The organism is Curtobacterium sp. MCBD17_021, from assembly GCF_003234525.1.
GTDB lineage: Bacteria > Actinomycetota > Actinomycetes > Actinomycetales > Microbacteriaceae > Curtobacterium.
In genome coordinates this window covers 1-25271 of record NZ_QKTS01000010.1, presented here as the reverse complement: position 1 = coordinate 25271, position 25271 = coordinate 1, and the positions used below count along the sequence as shown (strand labels likewise).

Below are 25271 nucleotides of genomic sequence, written 5' to 3'. Positions count from 1 at the left end.
TGTCCTCCTGGTCCCGTGTCACGCGTCGTCGGGCACGACGGCGTACCGGAACGTCCCCTCGTACCGGTACAGCGTGCCGAGGACCGGTGCGGAGAGCACCAGGGACACGCGCTGCACGTCGGCATCGTCATCGAATCGTTCGGTGAGCACCACCCGCGGTGCGATGACGGCCGGGAGGCTCCACCCACGTCCCAGCGCGCGGACCGTCACGCGCGTGGAGACCAGGCGGAGGGCTCCGGCATCCGGTCCGGTCGCCGCGACGTCCACGGCCAGCAGCGCGCTCACCCGGCCGCGGTGGCCGAGGTGGTCGACGAGACCCTCCGGCTCGGCGGTGATCGCGTCGACCATCGTCCGGTCGCCGGAGCGGAAGTGGAAGGTGCGGCGAGCGCGGACGGCCACGCGTCCGGCGTCACGAGCGGGGACGGGACCGGGCGCGAGGTCGACGGCCCCGGCTCCGCGACCGACGCGCACCGGGCGGTTCTCGACCGTGAACGGGACGTCGTGCTCCCAGACCGGGAACATCACGGCGTCGCGGGCGAAGAGCGCCAGGACGGGCCAGAGCCACCGGCGCGGCGTCCCGACGACGGTGAAGACCCCCTCGCCGCGGCCGACGGACCCGGGCGGGACCGGACCGAAGTAGGTCCGGAGGCGGGGGTGCAGGCGGGCGAGGACGTCGGCGGGCGCACTCAGCTCGTAGGGCGACCGGCTCACGACCCCGATCCTGGCACGTCGTCGGACGGTGCTCCTACGATGGCGGGCATGGGACACGACCACGGCCACACGCACGGACACGCGTCCGAGCGCGCGCTGCTGGTCGCCTTCTGCATCTCCGCGGGGATCCTGCTGGCCGAGGTCGTCGGGGCGGTCGTGACCGGGTCGCTCGCCCTGCTCGTCGACGCCGGGCACATGGTCGTCGACACCGGCGGGCTGGGCATCGGCCTCGTCGCCACGCGTCTGGCACGGCGGATCCCGACGGCCCGACGCACGTGGGGGTACCAGCGGGCGGAGGTCCTCGGCGCGACCGCACAGGCCGCGATCCTGCTCGCGGTCGGCGTCTACGTGGTGATCTCCGCGGTCCAGCGGTTGTTCGTGCCCGAGGACATCGAGGCGGGACCACTGCTCGTCTTCGGCTTCGTCGGGCTCGTCGGCAACCTCGTGGCGTTCGCGGTCCTCGTCCGGGCGTCGGGCGAGGGGTTCACCTCGCGGGCGGCGCGACTCGAGGTCCTCAACGACACCCTCGGGTCCGTCGCCGTCATCGCGGCCGCCGTCGTGCTGTTCCTGACCGGCTGGGAGCGGGCGGACTCGGTCGCAGCACTGCTCATCGGGGCGCTCATCCTGCCTCGTGCCGTGAAGCTCCTGCGCGAGACCGCGGACGTCCTGCTCGAGGCCACCCCGCGGGGGCTCGACCTCGACGCGGTCCGCGGGCACATCCTCGAGCTCGACCACGTGATCGCCGTGCACGACCTGCACGCCACACTGGTGTCGACCGGTGTCCCGAACCTCACCGCGCACGTCGTGGTGGACGACCACTGCTTCACGACCGCGCACGCACCGGCGATCCTGGACGAGTTGCAGCAGTGCGTGGCGGAGCACTTCGACGTGCCGGTCGAACACTCGACCTTCCAGCTCGAACCGGTGTCCCACCAGCGACACGAGCACGAGGTACACGCCTGACCGGTGCCGACGCGCCCCACGGGGCCTCGGTCCGGCGGGTCAGCAGTCCGACTCGTCCGTCGGGTACGCCGTGATGACCCGCTCCGTCGTCGCGGACACGATCACCTTGACGAAGCCGTCCGGGCTGGGCGTGCTGCCGTCGTCGAAACGGATCGGTGCGGCGTAGCAGACCTTGCCGTCCCCGGCGTCGACCGGCAGCCCCTTCTGCGGGTCGGTCAGAGCCGTGTGCACGGCGGTGAACATGGCATCGTCCCAGTCCCGGCTCGTGGTGTGGCCGCGGAGGACGTCCTCCCAGTCGGCGGTGTGCCGGACGCGGATGTGCTCGTAGCCCTGCGCGGCGTTCCCGCACTGCATCACGACCCCGCCGAGGGCCGCGGTGTCGTACGAGGCGACCTGCGCCCTGGTGTCGACGTCGCAAGGGCTGAGCACGTCGGCGCCGGGCAGGTCGGGGCCACTGCGGGCGATGACCGCCACGCCACTCGCGCTGCCAGGACCGTCTGCCGCCTGCGATGCGTCGGCCGGCGTGGTCGCGGTCGCGGACGGGGCGGCCGACAGGACGGCGTCGTCGCCCTCGCCTGCGTTCGTCAGGGCGAACCCGCCGACCACGAGGACGGCGGCGATCGCAGCGGCGACGCCGGTCACGGTGGATCGCGAGCGCTTCTGGGGCATCGGGCCAGTATGCCGGAGGGGTGCGCGCCTCCCGGGCGCCGGAGCCTCGGGACCGCCGGATGCCAGGGAACGCCGCCGGACTCCGAGACGCCGCCGGATCGAGCGAGACGCCGCCGGATCGAGCAGCGTCTCGCGCGTTCGGCTGCGTCTCGGATGGACGGGGGCGTGTCGCGCCGGGTCAGGCGCGTGCGGCCAGGCGCGCCCCCGCGACGCTCGCGAGCGTCGCGACGAGCACCACGTACCCGATGAGGACGGGCAGGGTCGGCAGGACGAGCAGTGCGGCGCCGACCGCGACGACCGGGACGGTGAGCCCGGCGTAGGCGATGAGGAACGTGGCAGCCAGGACGCCACCGCGCTGCTCGGGACCGACGAGGGCACCGGCGCTGCCGATCGAGGCGCGGAAGAGCAGGCCGACCCCGGCGCCGGCGACGACCCCGCCGCCGATGAACCCGGCGACCTGGAGCACCACCGCCGAGACCGCGAGGACCGCGAGGCCGCCGACCAACAGCCCGACGCCGAGCCGGATCTGCGTGCGCTGCGGGAGCTTCGCGAAGACGATCTGCGACAGCGCACTCGCGGCGAAGACCCCGAACGTCGTGGCACCAGCGGCCAGTCGGTCGGTGACGTGGAAGGTCGTCCCGAGGAAGGTCGGCGCGACCGAGGTGAAGAGCCCCTGCACGGCGAGTGCGGCGAAGGCACCCGTCCCGGCGGCCCAGAAGGCGGCGCCCTGACCCTCGGGGGCCTGGAGGCGCTGCGGGTGGTACGGCGGCGGGCTCACCGGGCGGTCGACGGTCTCGGGCACGGCGAGCACCCCGACGAAGGCGACGGCCAGGGCGATCACGAACACCACGTAGGGCACCATGAGCGGCTGTCCCACGAACTCGGCCAGCGCGCCTCCGATGAGGGCTCCGAGCGACAGTCCGCCGAGGTTGACGACACCCGCCGCCACGCTCGCACCCGTCGCCGAGGACTCGTCGCCGGTCGCCCGGACCCTGAGCTCCCCGAGGTGGGCGGTCGCCGTGGCGGTGAGGGTCCCGACACCGAGGCCGGTGACGAGCCGCGCCACGATCAGCCCGGTGACGTCGTTCCAGAGGAGGAACAGGACGGCGGCGACGAGTTCGAGCGCCACGGACACCAGGATGAGCGGACGACGGCCGCGTACGTCGCTGAGGTGCCCGGCGAGCCAGAGTGAGGCGACGACGCCGAGGCCGTACGCGGCGAAGACGACGGTGGTCGTGAAGGTCGGGAAGCCGTCACGCGCCTGGTAGATCACGTACAGCGGGGCGGGGACGGTCGCGAAGGCCATCACCGAGGTGAAGGCGAAGGCGACGGCCCAGAAGCCGAAGCCGTGGCGGCGACGCGTGTGTGCTCGACGGCCTCGTGGGGCCGGAGCTGTGGCCGGAGCGTCGGACGCCGACGTTGCAGTGACGGTTGACATGCCTCGATGGTCCCGCCGAGGTCTCATCGGGTCAAACGGACGCTCTTGATGATCGCCATCGATCAGGTCGATGATGAGGGGATGGAGACCCGCCTGCTGGAACAGTTCGTCGCCGTCGCGGCCGAGGGCAGTGTCACCCGAGCGGCCGAACGGCTCTGGGCCGCGCAGTCGACGGTGTCGGCGGGGATCGCCAGCCTGGAACGGTCGCTGGGGACACGGCTGTTCGAACGCGGCGGTCGGCGCCTCGTCCTGACCGCGTCCGGTGAGGACCTGCTGCCGCACGCCCGCGCCGTGCTCGAGTCACTCGACCGGATGCGGGACCTCGCTGCCGTCTCCGACGCCGAACTCCGGGGCCGGGTGCGCCTCGGGATCTTCACGAGCATGGACGTCGTCGACCTGACGGGGGTCCTCCGCGGGTTCCGTCAGCGGCATCCGCTCGTCTCGGTGGAACTGATGACCTCACCGACCGGGACCACGGGGCTCGTGCAGGACCTGGTGGCGGGGCGGCTCGACCTGGCCTACACGGGCCTGCCGACCACGCCGTCGGGAGTGGTCGTCGAGCCGCTCCGGGTGCTGCCGTTCCGCGTGTTCGTGGCGGCCGACCACCTGCTCGCCGGACGCGGGTCGGTGTCGCTCGCCGACCTGGCTGACGAGCCCTTCGTCGACACCGCGCACGGGTTCGGCAACCGGATGATCCTCGACGCAGCGCTCGAGCGACTCGGCATCCGGAGACGGGTGGTGGCGGAGATGAACGACATGCCGGCGGTCGTGCGCTTCGCGTCGGCGGGCATCGGTGTCGGGGTCGTGCCGGACTCCGGCGTCCGGTTCGACGGTGCGGTGCTGGAACTCGAGGACGAGGTCGAACCCCTGCGGATCGGCCTCGCGATGCGGAGCGCCCCGGAGCCGAACCGGGCGACGCTGGCGCTCGCGCGGGACATCGTCGCGGCGACGCACTGACGTCGGGCGGAGCCACGGCCGCACCGTGCGTCCACCACGAGTCGCGTCGGTGGGCCGGACCTAGTGGAAGCCGTCCCCGTCGCCCGTGCCGTCACCCGGCGTCTTGTGCCCGCCGAGCATGTCGTTGTCGTCCTGGTCGGTGGTGGACGTGAGCTGGAGCATCGCCATCACCACGACGACGACGATGAACCCGACACCGAAGAAGACGAGCGAGAGCGTCACCTCGCGCGTGGACATCAGCACGACGAGCCCGACGACGACCGCGATGATCGCGGACATCCCGAGGAGTTCGGCCGGACGCAGGCGGTCACGACGGCTGGGGGTGGTCATGCGTGTGGTGCTCCGTCCGGGGTGGCCGTGGGAGCGGCCGTTCCCCACTTGTGCGAGAGGCCGGCGATCAGGTGGAAGACCGCCGCGATGGCGAGGTACGCGCCGAGGAGTCCGACGAGGACGATCGACGCGTCCAGGGTGCCGGTGACCCGCTCGACTCCGCCGAGTTGCTGCGAGTAGTCGGGGGGTGTCACGAGGAAGGCGATCGCGAGCAACAGGGTGAGCCCGCCGATGGTCGTCCAGTCGCGGGAGAACGGCGACCGGCCCCGCGCACGGAGGCCCTGCGCGAGTTCGAGTGCCCCCGTCAGGACGGCGTACGCGACCACCACGGTGATGAACGCCGGGAGGCCGAGACCGCTCCCCGCGATCGCGGTCACGCCGGCGAGGACGGAGAGCACCGCCTGCAGGAGTCCGGAGCGGCGCGAACCGGCGTCGTCCGCGAGGCGGGCCACGCTCCCCCACGCCAACACGGCACCGTCGACGAGGGCGAAGACCCCGAACAGCACGAGACCGAACCCGGCTGCGTGGTTCGAGGAGAAGGTGATCACCATCGCGATGACGGCGGCCGGGACTGCCCGGAGGACGGGGACCGGCCAGTACCGCGCGCGCTGGTGGGCGTCGTCCACGGAGTCGGACACAGGACCTCTCTCGGGCTGGCGGTTCGTACGGTCGATCCTACCGCCGCCGTCCCGGTCGTCCGCCCGGGCCGCTCGGGGCCGTGCCACGCCCCGGCCGGGCGTCGTCAGCAGGGGCACCGGGAGCACCGGAGCGGCGGCGGTCGGGGTTGGCGTCGGCCTCCCCCACCACCGCCGTCCCCGTCACCCCTGTCCGGCGTCGTCGCCCACCGCAGCGTCCGCGTCGACGGACCGCCGCCGACGACGCAGGAGGAACCAGACGCCGCCACCGGCGGCGGCGAGCGCCGCCGCGGCCGCCCCGGTCATCGCCAGGCCGGAGGACCCCGTGTAGGCGAGCTTCCCAGGGCCGACGCCCCGCTCTCCGGCGCCACCGCGAGGCGCGTCCGACGGCGATGCCCCCGAGTGCCCCGATGCGGTGGGGCCCGTGGGTCCGACCGGTCCGACGGTTCCCGCCGGACCGGTCGGACCCACAGGACCTGCCGGGCCGGTCGGTCCGCCAGGACCTTCCGGACCTTCCGGACCTTCCGGACCCGCTGGCCCTCCCGGACCCTCCGGGTCGACCACGCGGATCGGGACCTCGGGAGACTCCTCACCGCCGTCCGGGTCGGTGGGCGAGGTCGCCGTCGCCACGTTCACCACGTCCGACCCGTCGCCGCGGTACTCCGGGTCGAGGCGGGCCCGGACCTCGAAGGCGTGCTCCTGCCCCGGCGCCAGATCTGCGTCGGACGCGCAGGTGACGCGCTGCCCCTCCGCCGTGCAGCCGTCATCCGACCCGACGAACGTCAGCTGCGCGGGCAGGTCGTCCACCGCGCCGACGTCCCGCGCCGTGGACGGTCCGGAGTTCCGTGCGGTCAGGACGTACTCGACCTCGTCACCGGGAGCGACCGGGTCCGTCGTCGTGACCGACTTGCCGGTGCTGAGCTGGGCGACGGCCGTGACGGGGGCGGACGCGACGGACGTGTTGTCGGCCTCGTTCGTGTCCGCCAAGCCCGGCGCGGTGCGCACCGTCGCGGTGCTCGTCAGCGTGCCGGTCGCGTCCGGGTCGGCCGTGCCCTCGATCGTCACGGTCGCCGATCCGCCGCGCTCGAGCCCGAGGGCGGTGTGCACGTCGCCCGTGCCGGTCGGGGCGGTGCACGTCGAGGGGGCCGTCGCCGCGCAGGTCCAGTGGACGTCGTGCACCCCGTCTGGGACGTCGACGTCGAGCGGGCTCGGCGAAGACGCGTTCGCGCCGACGTTGGACGCGGTCACGGTGTACCGGACCTGTCCGCCGGCGACGACCGGCGGCATGTCGTGCTGGACCCGGAGGTCTGCGGGCTGGCTGACGTGCAGGTCGTCGATCTCGTGCACGCTGGAGAACGACCCGGTGGCACCGGCGAACCCGAGACGCAGGGTCTCCGGCAGCGCCGCCTGTCCGGATCCCTGGAGGGGCACGCGGTCGAGCACCGTGTGCATGCCGTCCGGCGTCTCCAGCTGCACCGTCAGCGACAGACGGCCGTCCTCGGGCAGGAGCGTCACCCGCACCGTCCGGGTCGCCGGGCTGCCTGTCGCGACGCCGGACGTCACGACGGCGTGGTCGACGAACCGGTACCCGGAGACCCCGTCCCCCGAGCCGCGGATCGTCACGGTGTCCGGCGTCTGGCCCGGTCCGCTCCCGTTGAACGGCAGCGAGAAGTTGCCGTACTCGTCGAGGGCGACCGCTGCGAAGGCCCCGGGCAGGCCGGGCAGGGTGCACGGTCCGCTCCCCTGGGTGGTGTCGGACCGGCATGCGTAGCCCAGCGCCGACCCGTACGCACCGACGCCTGCCGGGACGGAACCGTCGGACAGGGAGAGGAGGAGCCCGTCCGCACCGGTCTCGGCCGAGGTCCACATCGCGTAGTCGAACTCGATGTCGAGCCCGAGCGAGGACGGGAACACGTCGCCCATGGCCCACGCCCCGGCCTGGTTGCGCGTCGCCTCGGTCAGACGGAGCCGTCCGCCGGTCGTCACCGCCGACCCGCTGAGGGTCCCACCGGCTGCGTCGTCGAAGCCGGTGGACCAGGGGAAGGTGAGGTCGTCGGCGGTCGCTGCCGGCGGCGGCAGGGTCGGGACGGCGACGGTCCCGAGGGCGACCGCGGCCGCCGCCAGGGTGCATGCACGGACGAACGCCCCGCGCCGGCCCCACCGGCACCTGGTCGACCGGGCATCGGTGGACCGGGCATCGGTCGGACGGGCGCTCGGAGCCCGGGCCGGGCCGCGGCGGCGAGCGGGAGGAGGTGATGAGCAGGTGGTGTCGTGTGTCATGCCACCGATCGTCGCTGTGCGAGGACCGCGCCGAGACGGCGCCGACCCGACCTGTGGATCGACACCACGGGCCTCCCGGATGTGGAGGGGAGGCCCGTCCCTGCTAGGCCACCCAGACCGTCGTGCCGCCCGGCAGGACGCCGTCCCCGAGCCGGCCAGACGTGACGATGACGGCGCCGTCCGGCATCGGCACCGGCTCGTCGCCGAAGTTCGTGTACGACCGCCACCCGTCGTGCCGCGCGAAGGCGACCACCTCGGGCGACGCGGTCTCGATCCACTCGAGCTCCTCGCCCTGCTGCAACCGACGACGAGCAGCCAGGGCCTCGCGGTAGCAGGACAGCGTCGACCCGGGTACCCGGTCCTGCGCCTCCACACTCGACGCTCCGAAGTCCTCCGGCTGGGGCAGGTGCGGCGCGACGTCACCGAAGCCGAACGACGGCCCCGTCTCCGTCCACGGGATCGGGACGCGGCAGCCGTCCCGGCCCTTCACAGTGTGACCGGTGCGGAGCCACTTCGGGTCCTGCAACCGGTCGTGCGGGATCGCCGGCGCCTCGTGCAACCCGAGTTCCTCGCCCTGGTAGACGTACGACGAGCCCGGCAGGGCGAGCACGAGCAGCGTCGCAGCGCGGGCACGTCGGAGGCCTGCCTCGCGGTCGAGCGGCGGCGTCGCTCCTTCGGACATGAGCCACTCGTCGGTGTCCGTGCCGTCGGGGAGCCCGTAGCGGGTGGCGTGGCGGACCACGTCGTGGTTCGACAGGACCCACGTGCTCGAACCACCCGAGGTCTGCGCCGCCTCGAGGTTCTGGTCGATGAGCGTCCGGAACTCGTCCGGGTCGAACGGTGCCTCGAGGAGGTCGAAGTTGAAGGCCTGGCCGAGTTCGGTCGGTCGGGCGTACAGCACGCGACGCGGTGCCGCCGCCCAGGCCTCGGCGATCGCCGCGCGCGGTGGGTCGTACTGGTCGAGCACCTTCCGCCAGTCCGCGAAGATCTCGTGCACCTCATCGCGGTCGTACAGCGGATCGGAGCCGTCGAGGGGCAGGGCCTCGGCGTTCGAGGGACGGTACGGCTCGGACAGGTCCTTCGCCAGCCCGTGTGCGACGTCGACCCGGAAGCCGTCCACGCCCCGGTCGGACCAGAAGCGGAGCGTGTCCTCGAAGTCCTGCCGCACCTCGGCGTTCGTCCAGTCGAGATCGGGCTGCTCGGGCGCGAAGAGGTGCAGGTACCACTGGCCGTCCGGCACCCGGGTCCACGCGCTGCCGCCGAAGTTCGACACCCAGTCGCTCGGCGGCTGGTCGCCGTCCGGCCCGGAGCCGTCCCGGAAGACGTACCGGGCGCGCTCGGCGGACCCGGGAGCCGCGGCGAGCGCCGCGCGGAACCACTCGTGCTGGTCCGAGGTGTGGTTGGGCACGAGGTCGACGATGACCCGGAGGTCGTGCTCGTGGGCGGTGTGGACGAGTTCGTCGAGCTGCTCGAGGGTGCCGAGCTTCGGGTCGACATCCCGGTAGTCGGCGACGTCGTAGCCACCGTCGGCGAGCGGCGACGGGTAGAAAGGCGACAGCCACAGTGCGTCGACGCCGAGTTCGGCGAGGTACGGCACACGGCTGGTCACGCCGGCGATGTCCCCCACGCCGTCCCCGTCGGAGTCGGCGAAGCTCCGTGGGTACACCTGGTAGACGACGGCCTGTCGCCACCAGGTCGGGTCGGTGGTGCGGGGCGAGTCGCTCGGCGTCTTCTTCGGGGTCACGTCGCCGACAGTACCGACGGCCCCTCCGCACGGTGCGAGCCTCGGACACGCCGCTCGTCACCGGTGGGGAATCCCGCGTCGGCCGGATTGGTTGTCGGCTGAACCATCTCGACCAGAAGGAACGCCATGACCCAGATCGTCGCCCTCGTCGGCAGCCTCCGCGCCGGATCGACCAACCGCCAGCTCACCGAAGCCGCCGTGCAGCACGCACCGGAGGGCATCGAGCTCACGGTCTTCGACGGCATCGTCGACCTGCCCTTCTACAACGAGGACCTCGACGGCGACACCCCGCCCGCCGCCGCCGTCGCGTTCCGCCAGGCCGTCGCCGACGCCGACGGACTGCTGCTCGTCACCCCCGAGTACAACGGCACGATGCCGGCGGTGCTGAAGAACGCGCTCGACTGGGCGTCGCGTCCGTTCGGGTCGTCGCCGATCTCCGGCAAGCCCGTGGCCGTCATCGGTTCCGCCTTCGGCCAGTACGGCGGCGTCTGGGCCCACGACGAGGCCCGCAAGGCCGCGGGCATCGCCGGTGCGAAGGTCCTCGAGGACGTCAAGGTCGCGATCCCGCAGTCCGTGGTCCGCTTCGCCGAGACCCACCCGCGTGAGGACGAGGAGGTCGTCGGCCTGGTGCGCGGTGCCCTCACCGCGCTCGCCGACGCGGCAGGCGCACCGGTCGCCGCCTAGGCGCCCCTGGTCGCACCGGACGCCTCCGACACGCCCCGAACCACCCGGGGCGACCGCGGGCCGGACGGGAGGCTCCCCATGAGCGGGTGGGGAGCCTCCCGTCCGTCTGCTGGACGTGCGTCGCATCGCTAGACAGCCTCGCTACCAGACGGATTACAATTCCGGGATGACCACGCAGGAGATCACGGAGGCGTCCGGGTACTGGTTCCCGGACGACGACGCGACCCAGCGCGGGGTCGCCGTGTTGAACGCCCTCCGGCGCTACCGTGCCGCCGAGACGGCCATGCGCCGACGCACCCGCGACTCGATGGGCATGGGCGAGACCGACCTGCTCGCCGTCCGTCACCTGCTGCAGGCGCAGCGCGCCGGACGCTCCGTCAGCCCGAAGGACCTCTCCGCCTACCTGAAGATCTCGTCGGCCTCGACGACGATCCTCGTCGACCGCCTCGTCAAGAGCGGCCACGTCCGACGCGAGCCGCACCCCACCGACCGACGCGGCCTCATCATCGTGCCGACGGTCGAGACGGACGCCGAGGTGCGTGCCACGCTCGGCGTGATGCACCGCCGCATGATGGAGATCGCCGAGGGGATGACCGCCCAGGACGCCCGCGTCGTGGCGGTGTTCCTCGACCGGATGCGGACCGCGGTCGACCAGGTCGACCCGCCCGTCGTCGCACACTGACCTCGCACGAGGCACCGGCCGACACTGCGCCGTCCGACACCGCGGGAGACGCCACCGCGGGGGACGCCACCTCGACACCCACTGGGAGCCCACAGTGCCCGAGCGGGTAGACCGGGATGGTCAGTACCGCGAAGAAGGAGTCGTCACATGCACGCGTCGGACAAGCTCGCTGCCAACCTCCAGAAGGTCCTCGTCGACCTGATCGACCTGCACCTGCAGGGCAAGCAGGCCCACTGGAACATCCTCGGCACCAACTTCCGCGACCTCCACCTGCAGCTCGACGAGATCGTCGACGCCGCCCGTGAGTTCGCCGACGACATGGCGGAGCGCATGCGCGCGCTCTACGCCGTCCCGGACGGTCGATCCGCGACCGTCGCTGCGGGGACCCACCTCGACGCGTTCCCGGACGGCGAGGTGCTCACGCACGACGCCATCGACCTGATCACGCTGCGCCTCTACCAGACCACCGCGACCATGCGCGACGTGCACGACGAGGTGGACGAAGAGGACCCGACGACCGCCGACCTGCTGCACGGCTTCATCGAGCGCCTCGAGCAGCTCGCCTGGATGGTCAGCGCGGAGAACCGTGCACCCCGGACGCCGCTGGCGAGCGCGACGACCGCCGCGGTGGCCGAAGCCTCCGAGCACGAGTAAGTCCGGACCGGACGTGGACCTCGGGATCCAGGACAAGACCGCTCTCGTCTTCGGCGGTGACTCCGGCATCGGCTGGAACACGGCGCGCATCCTCCTGGCGGAGGGCGCCACCGTGGTCGTCACCGACATCGACCAGAGCCGACTCGACACCAGCGCCGACCAGCTCGAGGCGCCGGTCGGCAAGCTGCACGCGTTCGCCGCGGACGTCCGCAGCGCCGCGAGTCTCGCCGCCCTGCACGAGCAGGTGCGGGACGCCGTCGGCGAGATCGACATCCTCGTGCAGTCCTCGGGCGTCACCGGCGCCCAGGGGTTGTTCCACGAGATCGACGAGGCCGGTTGGCAGGAGACGCTCGACGTCGACCTGATGGGCCCGGTCCGGATCACCCGCGAGTTCATCGGGGACCTCCGGAACGGCGGTTGGGGTCGCATCGTCTACCTGGTGTCCGAGGACGCCACGCAGCCGTACGACGACGAACTGCCGTACTGCGCCGCGAAGGCAGGGGTGCTGTCGTTCGCGAAGGGCCTGTCGCGGTCCTACGCGGAGGAAGGGTTGCTCGTGAACACGGTCTCCCCCGCGTTCATCCACACCCCGATGACCGACGCCATGATGGACAAGCGGTCGAAGCAGCTCGGCACCTCGTTCGACGAGGCGATCTCGAGCTTCCTCGACGACGAGCGTCCGTACATGGAACTGGGGCGCCGCGGTGAGCCGGAAGAGGTCGCGAACGTCGTCGCGTTCCTCTGCTCAGAACTCGCCAGCTTCGTGAACGGCTCGAACTACCGCGTCGACTCCGGCTCGGTCGCCACCATCTGACGGAGGACCCGTGACCCACCACCGCTACCTCGTCGTCGGCGGTGGGATGGTCGCCGACTCCGCTGCCCGCGGCATCCGCGAGCTCGACCCCGACGGCACGATCGGGGTCATCAGCGAGGACGTCGACCGCCCGTACGCCCGCCCTGCCCTGTCGAAGAAGCTCTGGACCGACCCGGACTTCAGCTGGGACGACAAGGTCGACCTGCACACCGAGGAGACCGGCGCGACGTTCGTGCTCGGCACGCGTGTGACGTCGATCGACCGGAACGCGAGGACCGTGACGACCGACGACGGCGCAACGGTCGGCTACGAGCGCCTGCTCCTGGCCACCGGCGGCCGCCCGCGGGACCTGCCCGGTCTCGTGCCGTCCGACCGGGTGCTCAGCTACCGCAGCGCCGCCGACTACCGCACGCTCCGCCGGCACGCCGACGCGAACGCGCACGTGGTCGTCGTCGGCGGGAGCTACATCGGCACCGAGATCGCCGCCGGCCTCGTGCAGAACGGAGCCAGCGTCACGCTCGTCACCCCGGACGACGTGCTCGGCGGCCACATGTTCCCCGCGGGCCTGGCCGCCGCGTTCCAGCAGCGCTTCGTCGACGCCGGGGTGACGGTCCGCACCGGCCGCCGCGTCGAGTCCGGCGAGGAGACCACGGACGGCGTGACACTCACGCTCGACGACGGCTCCACCATCACGGCCGACGCCGCGGTGGCCGGTCTCGGCATCGACCCGACGACGCAACTCGCCGAGGACGCCGGCCTGGCGGTCGACGACGGCGTCACGGTGTCGACGACGCTCGCCACCGACGACCCCGCCGTCTTCGCCGCCGGCGACGTCGCTTCCTACCCGGACCGTCTGCTCGGCACCCGGCGCGTCGAGTACGTCGACAACGCCCAGCAGCAGGGTCGGCAGGCCGGCCGGAACCTGGCCGGCGCCGACGAACCGTACGAGCACACGCCGATGTTCTACTCGAACGTCTTCGACCTCGGGTACGAGGCCGTCGGCGTCGTGTCCTCGTCGCTCCGCACCGTCGAGGACTGGGCCGAGCCGAACGAGCGGGGCGTCGTCTACCACCTGGACGGCGACGACCTGGTCGCCGGCGTGCTGCTCTGGAACGTGTCCGGCAAGACCGACGAGGCCCGCAAGGTCCTCGCGGAGGCGCACGCGCTCACGCCCGACATGCTGCCCGGCACCATCACCGCCGACTGAGCGAAGGGCCGGCCGGTCCGGCCGTCGGACGGGAGGCCCGTGTCCGGTCCTGCGGGACCCGTCACGGGCCTCCCGTGCGTCCGGGCCCCCCGTGCGTCCGGGCCTCCCGTGCGTCCGGGTGAGGGCAGCCGAGGTGCGAGGCGGTTCAGAAGGGCCGGCGGTCGCCGCGCCGCTCCGGCGCGACCGTCTCGACCACGGCTTCGCGGTCGTCTGCGTCGACCGGGATGCCGTCGCCGTCGGCCATCGCGACGGCGTGGGCCGACTTCGCCTCCTCCAGCTGCTCGTCGTCGCCCTTCGCCATGCCGGCCAGCTCCATGAAGCGCGACTTCACGACGAGCCACCGGTCCGTGGCGCTGAGGCGGTCGAGGTCCGACGCGGTCGAGTCGTCACGGACCCGCTGGAGCGAGGAGACGCCACGGTCGGGCAGGCGTCCGTCGACGTGGGCCACCGCGAGCCGCGCGACGGCGTCCGCCTGCGCGTGCATGACGGAGTGGGCGCCACCGACGACCTCGCGGAGGACCGCGTACGGCAGGGCACGGGCGAGCCGTCGGACCCAGGCACGCGGGACGAGCGCGTCGTGCTCGCCGCGGACGACGAGGGTGCGTGCGTGCACGTCGGCGGCGCGCTCCTCGATCGGGTACGCGATCATCTCCGGCAGGACCTTCCGGAACCAGTGCCACCCGCAGAGCGCGTAGGCCGTGATCGCGTGCCAGCGCACCGCGGCAGGCTCGTGCACGGCCGAACGCAGGAAGCGGAGCGCGGCCTTCCGCACGGACCGCGCGGCAGGGTCGAGGACCGGGCTGATGAGCACCACGTCGGAGAGTTCGGGCCGGCGAGCGGCGACCTCGGTGACGACCTGGGTCCCCATCGAGTGGCCGATGAGCACCGGATCGTGCAGGCGCAGGTCGTCGATGACCTGCTCGACCGCGTCGGCGTAGCGCTCGATCGACACGGCACCACGGAACCGCGGCACGCCGGCGAAACCCGGCAGGTCGAGGGCGTGCACGGGCCCGTTCTCGTTGAGGTGCGGGGCGAGCCGCTCGTAGTACGTCGACGCGATGCCGAGGCCGGCGACCAGGACGAAGGCCCGCTCACCCGGTTCGCCGATCGAGCTGACACGTACGTACGTGCCGTCGACGGCGATCCGGTCGACACGGACCTCGACGTCGGCGTCCTCGGCGTGCGCGAGTTCGCCGGCCGGGTCCGGGGCGCCCGGTGGGACGGGGGTCCCCTGGTCGTGCTCGTCGTTCACTGGCGCTCCTCGCGGTGGCTGGCGGTCGCCCAGGCTACCGCGAGCGGCCGACCGTCAGCCGCCGAACGGGAAGGCCGGGCGTCCGTGTACCCGGGTCGGCACCGCGAAGACGGACCCCGAGTGCGGCGCGTCCGCGAGCTGCTCGTCCGTCAGGTTCTCCCGCGCGGTCCCGACGAGCAGGAGGGACATGTCGGCCCCGCCGAACGCGACCGAGGTGACGTTCGGCGCCGGGATCTCGACCGTCTCGAGGTGTGCGCCGTCGGGGCCGTACCGCTCCACGCGCGACGCTCCGTAGATCGCGCCCCAGAAGCACCCCTCGTCGTCACGGACCAGGCCGTCGTGGGCGGCACCGTCGATGAACGGCTGGAGGTCGCCGAGCTCGCCGTCCGGCCCGTACGGACCGCGGTAGATCGTGTTCGTGTCGGTGTCGGTGACGTACATCTCGGAGCCGTCGTCGTTCCACTCCATGCCGTTCGTGGTGCCGAACCCGCTCCGCAGGACCCGCACCGACCCGTCCGGCGAGAACGCGTACAGCACCCCGGCCGGAGGTCCGTCGGTGGGGTCCATGCTGCCGACCAGGAAGCGCCCGAACGGGTCGCACTTGCCCTCGTTGAAGCGCATCTCGTCGTTCGCGTGCTGCACCCCCGCCAGTTCCCGCTCGACGTGTCCGTCGCCGTCGGTGAGCACGACCGTGTCGTCCTGCGCGGCGATGAAGCCCCGGTCGGCACGCGGCTGGAACGACGGCAGCGGCGGGTCGAGCCGGACGGTGCGCACGACCTGCCCGTCGGCGTCCGCGGTGGTGAGCGTGCCGGCCGGGATGTCGACCCAGCGGGCCACCTGCTGCCCCGGGTCCCACACGATGCTCTCGGCGAGGGTCGCCCGCACGTCGGAGAACACGGTGACCGGACCGGTGGTGGCGCTCGTCGTCATGCCGTCCGGTCTACCGGTCGACGGGTGCCGGGCTGCTCAGCCGACCGCCCGTGGCGTCCCGATCACGCGGGACGCCACGGGCGGTGGTGCTCACTGCTCGGTCGGCCGGCGGAGGACCAGGAAGCGGGAGCCGTAGGCGCCGATGCTCAGCGGGAAGCTGCACAGGTCGTCCACCGTGCCGAGCTCGGCGTGGTCCGTCGCGTCGATGACCGTCGCACCGTGCGGCAGCTGTTCGGAGCGGATCGTGCCGTCGAGCGCGGTGTCGGTCATGTTGAGCACGGTGATCTGCACGATCGGTTCGCCCTGCTCGTCGGTCGACTCGAGCTCGTGGACCATGACGAGCATCCCGCGGTGCGCGACCTCGGGCACGTCCACCTGGCGGGCCGAGGCGATGCCGTACTCGGTGCGGACGCGGAGGAGCTCGCCGAGCCGCGACGCGAAGGAGTCCGGCCGCTCCAGCTGCTCCGGGAGTGGGCCGTACAGGGAGCGGGCCCGCGGCATGCCGGACGCCGATCGCTCGGTGTCCGGGGCCACGCCGAGCAGGTCGTGCGCGCCACGCTCGATCCACCGGGTGTCGCCCTCGGCGATGAGGTCCGTGACGAGCTCCTGCGGGAGCGTCAGCGACCCGAGCAGGTCCCACCCGGAGAGCGCGAAGACACCGGGCTGCCAGGCGTTGAACGCGGCGAGCAGCAGGTGCGCGTCACGGATCTGCGGGACGTGCTCCTCGGTGATGTCGTCGAGGGCGGTGTGCCCCTGCGTCGCCGCGATGAGCGACGCCGTGGTGCACGCGATCCCGTTCGTGGTGAACACCAGGTTGTAGTCCGCTGCGGGTGCGGTCAGCGCCTCGGTGAGGTCCGCGCGGATCCGCTCGGCGAGCGCACCACCCGTGGTCTCCTCGCCGTGGAACGTGTAGACGTCCTCCTGGTGCAGGGTTGCCCAGTGCACGAGCTCGTAGGTGAGTTCGTCGTGGTTCTGCATGCCGTGCACGAGGCTGACCGGCTCGACGCCGAGCTCGAGGGAGGTCCGGAGCGTCAACCGCAGGAACTCAGTGTCACCCGTGGCGAGGGCGTGGTGGTACGCGGGACGGTTGATGAAGTCGTACGACAGGTCGGCGCCGACGGCCCCGGTGTCGCGGATGTCCTCGATCGTCAGGTTCAGCTCCTGGAACGTGAAGCCGCCGACCTTCCGCACCATGCCCGCGATCACGTGGTTCGCCGCGTGCGAGAGGGGGTGGCCCTCGGACCAGCCCGGTGCCCCCTCGGCGCTCTTCTCGACGCCCAGGAACCCGTTCGCGTCGAGTCGGAGCGCACTCGTCCCGAGGTCGCCCAGGGAGTGCAGGGCGTCACCGATCACCAGGCGCATGCCCGCGAACGTGGGATCGAGCCAGTTGACCGACGGCTGCCCCTCCTTGAAGTAGTGCAGGTACACCCAGCGCCGGGTGACGCCGTCCACGCCCACGACCGGGGCGGTGACGCTCCAGTTCGTCTCCTTGACGCCGGGCTGGTGGAAGATCACGCGCTGCAGCTCGCCGATGATGTACCCGCGCTCGGCGAGGGCGGACTCGGTGGCGGCGTCGAGGTTCACCGAGTCACGGTGCTCCGGCACGGTCGGGAGCAGGTGCCACTCCTCCGGCGGGATCTCGACCATGTGGTAGATGCCCGGGTAGTCCTTGAACGCCATCTCGGCGAGACGGAAGTCCGCACCCTTGCCGGTGTGACCCGGCACGATGTCGTCGATGATGCTGCCGCCGTGCTCCTCGGCGACGTCGGTCATCCGCTGGAACGTCTCCTCGTCGCCGAAGGTCGGGTCGATCTGCGTCCCGATCCGGTCGAAGTGGCCGTCGACGCTCGGGGTCTCCTGCCAGCCGCGGATGCCGCCGGCGCGCTTCACCGGTCCGGTGTGCACGCCGTTGATGCCGATGCGCTCGAAGGCCGTCCAGAGTTCGGGGTCGGCGAGCGCCGTGAGGAACGACTCCCCGGGGCGGGTGATGAGCGAGATCGGGTACGCGGTGAACCAGACGTCCGAGGTCGACACGGCCCGTCGGGCGTCTGGTCGGGCGTAGGGGTTCCGCCACATGCTCGGGGAGCCGGAGAGCTGTCGGCTCAGGACGTCGGCGTCCTTGAGCATCGACTGGCGGACCAGCCACTCGATGTACGCCGGGTTCTCGCCGTTCGCCGCGCGGGGGTCCGAGAACCGGCGCTGCAGGCTTCCGCCGCGCAGGTTGGCCCGCGGGCGCAGCCGACGGGGTCGCGCCGGGTACAGCTGCTCGTCGTAGGTGATCTCGGGGGTCGTCGGGGTCGCGTCCTCGTCGGTCGCGTCCTCGTCGGCCGTGTCCGCAGCGGACGCGGTCGCACCGCCGTCGCCCTGGTCGGCCCCGGCCCGGTCGACCGGGAACCGTCCGCCCGTGATCTGCTCGTCGGCGACCTGCTCGTCGATCCGGGGTGCCTCGTCGTCCATGTCCACGTCTCCCACGCTAGTCATGCGTCCCCGACGACGGTCGCCGGTTCGGCGGGTCAGCCGGCGCGGTCCGGTTCCGGCGCCGCCCGGACGTCCCCGGAGTGCCGACCGCCGGTCCGTGCACCGCCGGTCTGCGGCCCACCGGTCTGCGGGCCACCGCTCTGCGGCCTGCCGGACGGTGTGCCGCCGGTCCGAGCGATCGGGACCGCGTCGCTGGTGCCGGTGCGCAGCGACTCCTGCCGGAGCTCCAACTGCGTGACCGCCAATGCCGCCAGGTCCCGCAGGTTCGCCATGTCGGCCTCGTCCGCGGTGCGGGGTCGGGAGTCGAGCACCGCGAGCGTGCCGACCGTCGCGCCGTCGTGCCGGACCAGCGGCACGCTGACGTAGAACCGGATGCCGAGCGGCCCGGTGACGAGCGGGCTGTTCCGCATCTCCGGGTGGGTCGACCCGTCCGGGATCACCACGGGCACCGGAACCGGGGCGAACCCGTTCCGGAACGTGATGCTCCGGGCGGACTTGTCCACGCCGTCGGCCACGTAGGACTGCGACCACTCCCGGTCCTCGTCGAGCACCTCGATGAGCGCGATCGGCGCGTCGAACAGCCGTGCCGCCATCGCGGTGGTGCGCTGCAGCGCCTCCTCGGGCAGGACGTCGAGCGTCGTCGGTCGCCCGTCGCCCTCCCCCGACGCCGAGCCGGACACTGGCGCCGGACCCGAGCCGGACGCAGGTGCCGAGCCCGACCCGGACGCGGCTCCCGCCGCGGCACGACCGGCCGCGGGATCCGCCGCGGCCACGTCGGCCGGTTCGTCGCTCGCCGTGTCGGTGAGCACGACGTGCCGGAGCAGCGCGACGAGTTCGGCGCCGACGGGCCGCGCCGCCGGGTCCTGTGCGGTCATCGCCGCGAGCGCCTGCTTCCAGTGGTCGGGCAGCGGCTCCGGCACCACGGGGTCGCGTGAGAGCCGCGCGAGCGCGGACTCGACGAGCGAGCCGGGGAACTCCCGCCGACGGGTGAAGCACTGCAGCAGCACCAGCCCGAGCGAGTACACGTCACTGGCCGGGCCGACGTCCGCGCCCCTGGCCTGCTCCGGGCTGAGGTAGGCGGCGGTGCCGGTCGTGACGCCGTCCGCGGTGAGCCGCTCGACGCCGGCCGCCAGGGCGATCCCGAAGTCGGTGAGCCGGGCACGTGCCCGGTCGGACCCATTGCCGTAGTCGACGAGCAGGATGTTCGACGGCTTGATGTCGCGGTGCACGACGCCCTGCGCGTGGATGTAGTCGAGCGCCTCGGCCATGTCGTAGCCGATCTCGGCGATGTGCCGCGAGGCGAGCGGACCGAGCGACAGCCGCTCCTCGAGGTCCTGACCGTGCACGAGCGCCATCACGATGAACCGCTGCAGCGACCCGTTCTGGTCCTCCACGACGCCGGCGTCGAGGAGGCTGACGAGGTTGTGGTGGTCGAGCGAGGCCAGGACGCCCTGCTCGGCCTCCTGACGGGCGATGTCGACGATGCCCGGGTGGAAGAGCTTCACGGCGACCGGCCGGTCCAGGCTCTCGTCCCACGCCCGGTGCACGACCGACATGCCACCCCGACCGATCACCTGCTCCAGGCGGTACCGGCCTGCCAGGGGCGCGGCGGCCTCCTGGTGTCCCTCCGTCGGAACCATGCTTCCTCGTCTTCGATGTGGGCGGACCGCGACGCTCGTCACGGGCGCAGGCGACGCGCGACGTGCCGCCGCGATGCATCATCGCACCGCCCGGGCCGCGGTGTCCGCGACCATCCCGTGGACGCGGTCAGATCCGCGCGTACCGAGCGCGGAAGAAGCTGTACACGCCGAACGCGGCGAACCCGAGCCCGACCACGACGAGGACGACGGACCCGCCCGGCATCGACCGGAGGGCGTCGAAGGCGCCGTCGAGTCCGCTCGCCTGCTCCGGGTCGCTGCGGAACGCGGCCACCGCGACGAGCACGCCGACGATGACGACCGCGATGCCCTTCGCCACGTAGCCGAGGGTGGCCAGCACGGACACCGTCCGCCGGACGGACTGCGGTTGCGGCCGGAGGTTCTTCTTCCAGGATCCACGGACCCCGATCACGACGAGCCCGATCCCGATCGCGATCGCCACCGCGGTGACGACGAGCAGGAGCACGACACCGCCCGGCGTCGCGAGCGCGGTCGCGGCGGCGCTCTTCGTCGAGCCGGACGAGCTCTTCCCGGCGCCGAGCGCGTAGCTGGCGGCCGAGTACGCGATCACGCCGTAGACCACGGCCTTGCCGACGTTCTTCGCCCGGTTCAGCCAGGCCCGCGCGTCGTCCGTGCGACCGCCCACGACGGCCTCGATGACCAGCCGGATCATCAGCGCGGCGGTGCCGACGGCGACCAGCCAGAGGAGCACGACTCCACCCGGAACCGAGGCCAGCTGCGCGAGGGCACCGGACTGGTCGGTGTCGCCGGATGCCGATCCCTGTCCGCCGCTGGTGGCCGCGGCGTTCCCGACACCGAGCAGCACCGCGAGGTACCCGATGAGCAGGTGCACCACACCGCTGCCGACGAACCCGGCGCGGGCCGTCGTCTCGAACCACCTGCTGTCGGCGGCGCGGCGCGCCTGTCGTCCGGTCTCACGAGCGGCGTCCTGGGCTGCGTCGGTCACCACACCGAGCTTGCCCGGCCGGAGAGCCGCTGTCCGGCTGGCCCGGTCGGCATGCCGACACCGCCGGACGGGAGGCTCGCACCCGGCCCGCCCCGGGCCCCGCGTCCGCCACCGGCGCGCGTTGCGCGTCCGCAGCCGTGCCCAGCCGAGCCGAGCCGAGCCGAGCCGAGCCGAGCCGAGGAGCGGGGTACGCCCGACGCGCCACACGCGGAGCCGATCGGGGCACGATGGGACCATGCCGGAACGGACACGAGACACACCCGATGCGACCGACAACGAGGAACGCACCGACGGGTACGTCCCGCTGCGGTCCTACGCAGCGATCGGCGACGGCCGGACCGTGGCGCTCATCGCGCGGGACGGCCGGATCGACTGGCTCCCGATCCCGTCGATGGACTCACCCCCGGTGTTCGCGAGCATCGTCGACGCCGAGCACGGCGGGCACGTCGCGCTCCGCCCCGTCGACGACGACGCCGAGGTGTCCCGGCAGTACCTCCCCGGCACGAACGTCCTGGTCACGACCTGGACGACCCCGAACGGGACGGCCACGGTCACCGACGCGATGGTGACCGGGGTCGCGGGCCGTCTGCCCTGGGCGGAGATCGGCCGCTGCGTGCAGGGCGTCGAGGGGTCGGTCGAGATGGAGTGGGCGGTGGTCCCCGGCACGTTGCTGGGCACCGCGGAGCCGAAGCGCCTGGACACCGGCAACGGCACCGTCATCGGCATCGACGGCGTCACCATCGCGATCGTCGAGCAGGGGTTCGAGCCGGTGCACGACGACGGCCCGCGGTTCTCCGGCCGGTTCACCACGTCCGTCGGGTCGAAGGGGATCCTGACGGTCGTCGGCACGCACGACGAACCGATCTTCCTGCCGGATCCGGAGCGCAGCCTCGAGGGCGTCGACCGCACGATCGCGAACTGGTCGGCGTGGTCGAAGGAGTTCGAGTACGACGGCCCGTGGGCCGAAGCGGTCCACCGGAGCGCCCTCGCGTTGAAGCTGCTCATCTTCTCGCCGACCGGCGCGATCGCGGCGGCCCCGACCACGAGCCTCCCGGAGGACCGCACCGGTGGCAAGAACTGGGACTACCGGTTCGCCTGGGTCCGCGACCTGGCCTACACGGTGCACGCGCTCACGCGCTTCGGGCTGCGCGAGGAGACGCACGCCGCGGTGTCGTGGGTGATGCGCACCATCGCCGAGCACGACGAGACGATGCCGATCTTCTACGGCCTGGACGGGTCGAAGACCGACGGGGTCGAGGAGCGTGACGTCCCCGGCTGGCGGGGCATCGGCCCCGTCACGGTCGGCAACCGCGCGGGCGACCAGCTCCAGCTCGGCGTCTGGGGCGACGTCTTCGCGATCCTCCGGCAGTACGTCGGCGCCGGCAACGTCCTCGACCGGAAGACCGCGTCGGTGCTGCAGGACCTGGCCGACGACGCGTGCCACCGCTGGGTCGAGCCGGACTCCGGCATGTGGGAGCTGCAGGACGCGCAGCACTACGTCACGAGCAAGATCGGGTGCTGGCAGGCGCTCGACGCGGCCGTCGAACTGCACGACGCCGGCATGATCGACGGCCCGCGTGAGAAGTGGCTCGAGAACCGCGAGCTCATCGAGCAGTGGGTCGGCGAGCACGGGTGGGACGAGGAACTCGGGCACTACGTGATGTACCCGGGCAGCGACGCCCTCGACACCTCGATCCTGCTGCACGCGATGTCGACGTTCGACCGCGGCCCCCGGATGGCGTCGACGATCCGGGCGATCGAGGAGCAACTCCAGCGCGGCCCGCTCGTCTACCGCTACTCGGGGATCGAGGACGAGGAGTCGCCGTTCGTCGCGTGCTCGTTCTGGCTCGCGGCGGCGATGGCCTGCGTGGGCCGCATCGACGACGCGCGGGAGCTGATGGACGAGATGGTCGACCAGGCCAACGACGTCGGGCTCTTCGGCGAGATGCTCAGCGAGGACGGTTCGTTCATGGGCAACATCCCGCAGGGGCTGTCGCACCTGGCGCTCATCCAGGCGGCGCTGACGATCGAGGACGTCGCGGCCGAGCAGTGACCGCGGCCGGCGGCGCTCAGCCGAGGGAGATCGCGACGAGGCCCGCGATCCCCACCAGGTAGAGCACGACCACGACGAACGAGTCGACGCCCATCCCGACGATCCGCCGCTGCGGTCGGAACACGAGCCCGACGGCGTACACGAGCGTCAGCAGCGCCGCGAGGGCCGTCAGGTAGACGTCGCTCGCGTTCGCCTGCGGCAGCACCGCCTTGCCGGAGAGCACCGTGGCGACGAGGAACAGCACCGGCAGGAACGCGTTCCCGCCGAAGATGTCGGACACGGCCAGGTTGTCGTCGCCCTGGCGGACGGCCTGGAGGCCCGTGGAGATCTCCGGCAGGCTCGTCGCCAGGGCCAGGACGGTCGCCCCGAACAGCACGCCGGACAGCCCGATCTGGCTGGAGGCGGCGTCACCGGCCCGCTCGAGCACGACACCGGCGACGAGGGTCGCGAGCGCCGAGACCGTGAAGACGACCGCGGCCTTCCGGGTGCTCATCGGCGGCGTGTCCGGCTTGCGGGTGCGGTGTCCCGAGGCGTGCGGGCTGGCGTCAGGGGCGTGACCGTCCTGGTGCCAGGGCAGGTGCGTGCCGGCGCGCTGCACGAGGAAGAGCCCGACGATCCAGATGAGGGCGATGAGCACGACGTCGGGGGTGAGCCGGGCGACGACGAGGTCCGGCGGCAACTGGCTGCCGGCGATGACCACGGCGAGGACCGCGACGACGACGATCGCCTCCAGCACCAGCGCCAACGACGCCGCACGGTACGTGATCGGTCGCACGCCCTTCCCCCGTCTGCCGAAGGCGTCGAGCACGGCGATGACCACCGTCTGGATCGCGATGCCTCCGAGGATGTTGCCGGCGGCCACCTCGATCGACCCGGAGAGTCCTGCGCTGACGGTGATGGCGATCTCGGGCAGGTTCGTCGCGACGGCCAGGACGATGAGGCCGCCGAGCGCACTGCCGAGGTGCAGCCGGGCGTCGAGCACATCGGTGGTCTTCGACAGCTGGATGCCGGCGATCCAGATGACGGCCGCACCAGCGACGAAGACCAGACAGAGCAACCAGAGGGGCAGGGATTCCACCTCTGCGACCCTGGACCGCCGAGCCCGTCCTGTCCGTGTCCTGCGCCCATCGGCTCCTCGTCGCGGCTCGTGGTCTCCGGCTGAGGGTCGCGGTCGGTGGTGGGGCGCATCATGGTCCGACGATGAACGACGTCGATGCCCGGATGGACCGCCTGCGGAAGGCCGCGCGGTACCGCTACCAGCAGCTCGTGGACGCCGAGGTCGAGCGGGGCTCGCTCGACCCGGACGAGGTCCGCACCGAGCGCGAGGAACGCCGCCTGCTCAAGGCCGCCGACGTCGCCGCGCACGCGCGGGCGCAGATCGCCGAGGCCGAACGGCGCGGGGTCTTCGAGGGGAACCCGTACCACGGCAAGCCGCTGCCCGGGCTCGGCGAGCAGCACGACCCGAACTGGTGGATCAAGGCGAAGATCGAACGCGAGGACATCCGCGGGATCGCCCCACCCGCCCTGTCGTTGCGCACCGAGGACGCCGAGCTCGACGACCACCTGGACGCGCTCTCGGCCGAGTCCGACGTGCGGGACGTCCTGGTCGACTTCAACGCCCGGGTGAAGGAAGCGCGCCGGCAGCTGCTCGGCGGCCCTCCCGTGGTGACCCCGATGCGCGACGTCGAGGTGGAGGTGCAGGCCTGGAAGGACCGCCGGGAGGCCCGGTTCGCCTCCGACGCGGTCGCTGCGGCCGCGCGGGCGGCCGAGACCCGACCGACCCGGTGGTGGCGCCGGCGCGGCTGACGCGCCCCGCGCCTCCCGTCCGCCGCCGCGCCCGGCCGCCCGTCCCGGCCGCCCGTCTCGGCCGCCCGTCTCGTGGTTCCACAATTCGCGCATCTCGGCGGGCGAGGTGCGTGGATTCGGGAACCGGGAGGGACGGTGGCGGTGTGTCGTGGAACCGGGGCGTGCTCGGGTGGGGACGCGAGGACGCCGCCCCGCGGGTGCGGGGCGGCGTCCTGGTGATGGTGCTGCGCGTCTGGTGGACGCGGGGTGTTACTTGATCTGGGCGGTGATGGTGGCGGTGCCGACGAGCAGGCCGCGCTTGACGGCGTCCGTCTTGAAGGTCTGGTTCAGCAGGTCCGCGGCGTCCTGGGAGATGTGGA

The 25271-nt window shown here is 72.5% G+C and carries 22 protein-coding genes; 9 read left to right on the top strand and 13 right to left on the bottom strand.

Annotation, left to right across the window (positions count from 1 at the left end; translation table 11 throughout):
- Positions 1–18 precede the first annotated feature (18 nt).
- The gene (locus DEI83_RS10195) at positions 19–711 is read right to left on the bottom strand and encodes a DUF4166 domain-containing protein (protein WP_111081854.1); all 693 of its coding nucleotides are present in this window, start codon (positions 709–711) and stop codon (positions 19–21) included.
- A 48-nt stretch (positions 712–759) separates the two neighbouring features.
- Between DEI83_RS10195 and DEI83_RS10190 the strand changes: the two genes are divergently transcribed.
- Complete coding sequence (locus DEI83_RS10190; RefSeq protein WP_111081853.1) at positions 760–1674, top strand: cation diffusion facilitator family transporter; 915 nt, start codon at positions 760–762, stop codon at positions 1672–1674.
- Between the two features lie 39 nt (positions 1675–1713).
- On the opposite strand, the gene DEI83_RS10185 is transcribed toward DEI83_RS10190, so the two are convergent.
- Together DEI83_RS10185 and DEI83_RS10180 are read right to left on the bottom strand one after the other, a co-directional pair.
- The gene (locus tag DEI83_RS10185) at positions 1714–2343 is read right to left on the bottom strand and encodes a hypothetical protein (protein WP_146243296.1); all 630 of its coding nucleotides are present in this window, start codon (positions 2341–2343) and stop codon (positions 1714–1716) included.
- A 178-nt stretch (positions 2344–2521) separates the two neighbouring features.
- Positions 2522–3781: an MFS transporter gene (locus DEI83_RS10180; protein WP_111081851.1), complete on the bottom strand. Its 1260-nt coding sequence runs from the start codon at positions 3779–3781 to the stop codon at positions 2522–2524.
- A gap of 48 nt (positions 3782–3829) precedes the next feature.
- Here DEI83_RS10180 and DEI83_RS10175 point away from each other — a divergent pair, with 48 nt between their 5' ends.
- The gene (locus tag DEI83_RS10175; protein WP_181431166.1) at positions 3830–4738 is read left to right on the top strand and encodes a LysR family transcriptional regulator; all 909 of its coding nucleotides are present in this window, start codon (positions 3830–3832) and stop codon (positions 4736–4738) included.
- A 60-nt stretch (positions 4739–4798) separates the two neighbouring features.
- On the opposite strand, the gene DEI83_RS10170 is transcribed toward DEI83_RS10175, so the two are convergent.
- The 4 genes from DEI83_RS10170 to DEI83_RS10155 form a co-directional block, all read right to left on the bottom strand.
- Positions 4799–5068 (bottom strand): hypothetical protein, encoded by a 270-nt coding sequence (locus DEI83_RS10170; RefSeq protein WP_111081849.1) that lies wholly within the window; start codon positions 5066–5068, stop codon positions 4799–4801.
- Complete coding sequence (locus tag DEI83_RS10165; protein WP_111081848.1) at positions 5065–5706, bottom strand: DUF308 domain-containing protein; 642 nt, start codon at positions 5704–5706, stop codon at positions 5065–5067. Before DEI83_RS10165 ends, DEI83_RS10170 begins: the two co-directional genes overlap by 4 nt.
- Before the next feature lie 180 nt (positions 5707–5886).
- Positions 5887–7983, bottom strand: coding sequence for a DUF11 domain-containing protein (locus tag DEI83_RS10160; protein ID WP_111081847.1), 2097 nt, complete (start codon positions 7981–7983; stop codon positions 5887–5889).
- Between the two features lie 103 nt (positions 7984–8086).
- A complete protein-coding gene (locus DEI83_RS10155; RefSeq protein WP_111081846.1) occupies positions 8087–9727 on the bottom strand; it encodes a glycoside hydrolase family 13 protein in 1641 nt (546 codons plus the stop codon).
- A 126-nt stretch (positions 9728–9853) separates the two neighbouring features.
- Between DEI83_RS10155 and DEI83_RS10150 the strand changes: the two genes are divergently transcribed.
- The 5 genes from DEI83_RS10150 (at position 9854) to DEI83_RS10130 (ending at position 13768) form a co-directional block, all read left to right on the top strand.
- Positions 9854–10411, top strand: a complete 558-nt coding sequence (locus DEI83_RS10150) for an NADPH-dependent FMN reductase (protein WP_111081845.1) — start codon at positions 9854–9856, stop codon at positions 10409–10411.
- 166 nt (positions 10412–10577) lie between these two features.
- Positions 10578–11093: a MarR family winged helix-turn-helix transcriptional regulator gene (locus tag DEI83_RS10145; RefSeq protein WP_111081844.1), complete on the top strand. Its 516-nt coding sequence runs from the start codon at positions 10578–10580 to the stop codon at positions 11091–11093.
- A gap of 147 nt (positions 11094–11240) precedes the next feature.
- The gene (locus DEI83_RS10140; RefSeq protein WP_111081843.1) at positions 11241–11747 is read left to right on the top strand and encodes a Dps family protein; all 507 of its coding nucleotides are present in this window, start codon (positions 11241–11243) and stop codon (positions 11745–11747) included.
- Between the two features lie 13 nt (positions 11748–11760).
- Entirely contained in the window at positions 11761–12561 is an 801-nt protein-coding gene (locus tag DEI83_RS10135; RefSeq protein ID WP_111081842.1) for an SDR family NAD(P)-dependent oxidoreductase, read from the top strand.
- Between the two features lie 10 nt (positions 12562–12571).
- On the top strand, positions 12572–13768 hold the full coding sequence (locus tag DEI83_RS10130) for an NAD(P)/FAD-dependent oxidoreductase (protein ID WP_111081841.1): 1197 nt from the start codon (positions 12572–12574) through the stop codon (positions 13766–13768).
- 145 nt (positions 13769–13913) lie between these two features.
- Here the strand turns inward: DEI83_RS10130 and DEI83_RS10125 are convergent, their stop codons facing one another.
- From DEI83_RS10125 to DEI83_RS10105, 5 genes are all read right to left on the bottom strand, one after another.
- Positions 13914–15020, bottom strand: coding sequence for an alpha/beta fold hydrolase (locus DEI83_RS10125; RefSeq protein WP_111081840.1), 1107 nt, complete (start codon positions 15018–15020; stop codon positions 13914–13916).
- Positions 15021–15074: 54 nt separating this feature from the next.
- A complete protein-coding gene (locus DEI83_RS10120; RefSeq protein ID WP_111081839.1) occupies positions 15075–15950 on the bottom strand; it encodes an SMP-30/gluconolactonase/LRE family protein in 876 nt (291 codons plus the stop codon).
- 90 nt (positions 15951–16040) lie between these two features.
- A complete protein-coding gene (gene treS / locus DEI83_RS10115) occupies positions 16041–18407 on the bottom strand; it encodes a maltose alpha-D-glucosyltransferase (protein WP_111081944.1) in 2367 nt (788 codons plus the stop codon).
- Positions 18408–18463: 56 nt separating this feature from the next.
- Positions 18464–20068, bottom strand: a complete 1605-nt coding sequence (locus DEI83_RS10110; RefSeq protein ID WP_111081838.1) for a GAF domain-containing serine/threonine-protein kinase — start codon at positions 20066–20068, stop codon at positions 18464–18466.
- 127 nt (positions 20069–20195) lie between these two features.
- On the bottom strand, positions 20196–21053 hold the full coding sequence (locus tag DEI83_RS10105) for a DUF1206 domain-containing protein (RefSeq protein ID WP_181431165.1): 858 nt from the start codon (positions 21051–21053) through the stop codon (positions 20196–20198).
- A 235-nt stretch (positions 21054–21288) separates the two neighbouring features.
- On the opposite strand from DEI83_RS10105, the gene DEI83_RS10100 reads away from it, so the two are divergent.
- Entirely contained in the window at positions 21289–23106 is a 1818-nt protein-coding gene (locus DEI83_RS10100) for a glycoside hydrolase family 15 protein (RefSeq protein WP_111081836.1), read from the top strand.
- A gap of 16 nt (positions 23107–23122) precedes the next feature.
- Here DEI83_RS10100 and DEI83_RS10095 read toward each other — a convergent pair whose 3' ends face one another.
- Positions 23123–24184, bottom strand: a complete 1062-nt coding sequence (locus DEI83_RS10095) for a sodium:calcium antiporter (RefSeq protein ID WP_111081835.1) — start codon at positions 24182–24184, stop codon at positions 23123–23125.
- A gap of 122 nt (positions 24185–24306) precedes the next feature.
- Here DEI83_RS10095 and DEI83_RS10090 point away from each other — a divergent pair, with 122 nt between their 5' ends.
- Positions 24307–24912, top strand: a complete 606-nt coding sequence (locus DEI83_RS10090; RefSeq protein WP_111081834.1) for a DUF1992 domain-containing protein — start codon at positions 24307–24309, stop codon at positions 24910–24912.
- Positions 24913–25271: the final 359 nt, after the last annotated feature.

What these genes read in the sequence shown, in the direction of transcription:
- DEI83_RS10140 (WP_111081843.1), top strand. Translation starts at nt 11,241, where the DNA reads ATGCACGCGTCGGACAAGCTCGCTGCCAACCTCCAGAAGGTCCTCGTC.
- DEI83_RS10190 (WP_111081853.1), top strand. Translation starts at nt 760, where the DNA reads ATGGGACACGACCACGGCCACACGCACGGACACGCGTCCGAGCGCGCG.
- DEI83_RS10090 (WP_111081834.1), top strand. Translation starts at nt 24,307, where the DNA reads ATGAACGACGTCGATGCCCGGATGGACCGCCTGCGGAAGGCCGCGCGG.
- DEI83_RS10180 (WP_111081851.1), bottom strand. Translation starts at nt 3,781, where the DNA reads ATGTCAACCGTCACTGCAACGTCGGCGTCCGACGCTCCGGCCACAGCT.
- DEI83_RS10110 (WP_111081838.1), bottom strand. Translation starts at nt 20,068, where the DNA reads ATGGTTCCGACGGAGGGACACCAGGAGGCCGCCGCGCCCCTGGCAGGC.
- DEI83_RS10100 (WP_111081836.1), top strand. Translation starts at nt 21,289, where the DNA reads ATGCCGGAACGGACACGAGACACACCCGATGCGACCGACAACGAGGAA.
- DEI83_RS10120 (WP_111081839.1), bottom strand. Translation starts at nt 15,950, where the DNA reads ATGACGACGAGCGCCACCACCGGTCCGGTCACCGTGTTCTCCGACGTG.
- DEI83_RS10145 (WP_111081844.1), top strand. Translation starts at nt 10,578, where the DNA reads ATGACCACGCAGGAGATCACGGAGGCGTCCGGGTACTGGTTCCCGGAC.
- DEI83_RS10160 (WP_111081847.1), bottom strand. Translation starts at nt 7,983, where the DNA reads ATGACACACGACACCACCTGCTCATCACCTCCTCCCGCTCGCCGCCGC.
- DEI83_RS10175 (WP_181431166.1), top strand. Translation starts at nt 3,830, where the DNA reads ATGATCGCCATCGATCAGGTCGATGATGAGGGGATGGAGACCCGCCTG.
- treS (WP_111081944.1), bottom strand. Translation starts at nt 18,407, where the DNA reads ATGGACGACGAGGCACCCCGGATCGACGAGCAGGTCGCCGACGAGCAG.
- DEI83_RS10150 (WP_111081845.1), top strand. Translation starts at nt 9,854, where the DNA reads ATGACCCAGATCGTCGCCCTCGTCGGCAGCCTCCGCGCCGGATCGACC.
- DEI83_RS10170 (WP_111081849.1), bottom strand. Translation starts at nt 5,068, where the DNA reads ATGACCACCCCCAGCCGTCGTGACCGCCTGCGTCCGGCCGAACTCCTC.
- DEI83_RS10185 (WP_146243296.1), bottom strand. Translation starts at nt 2,343, where the DNA reads ATGCCCCAGAAGCGCTCGCGATCCACCGTGACCGGCGTCGCCGCTGCG.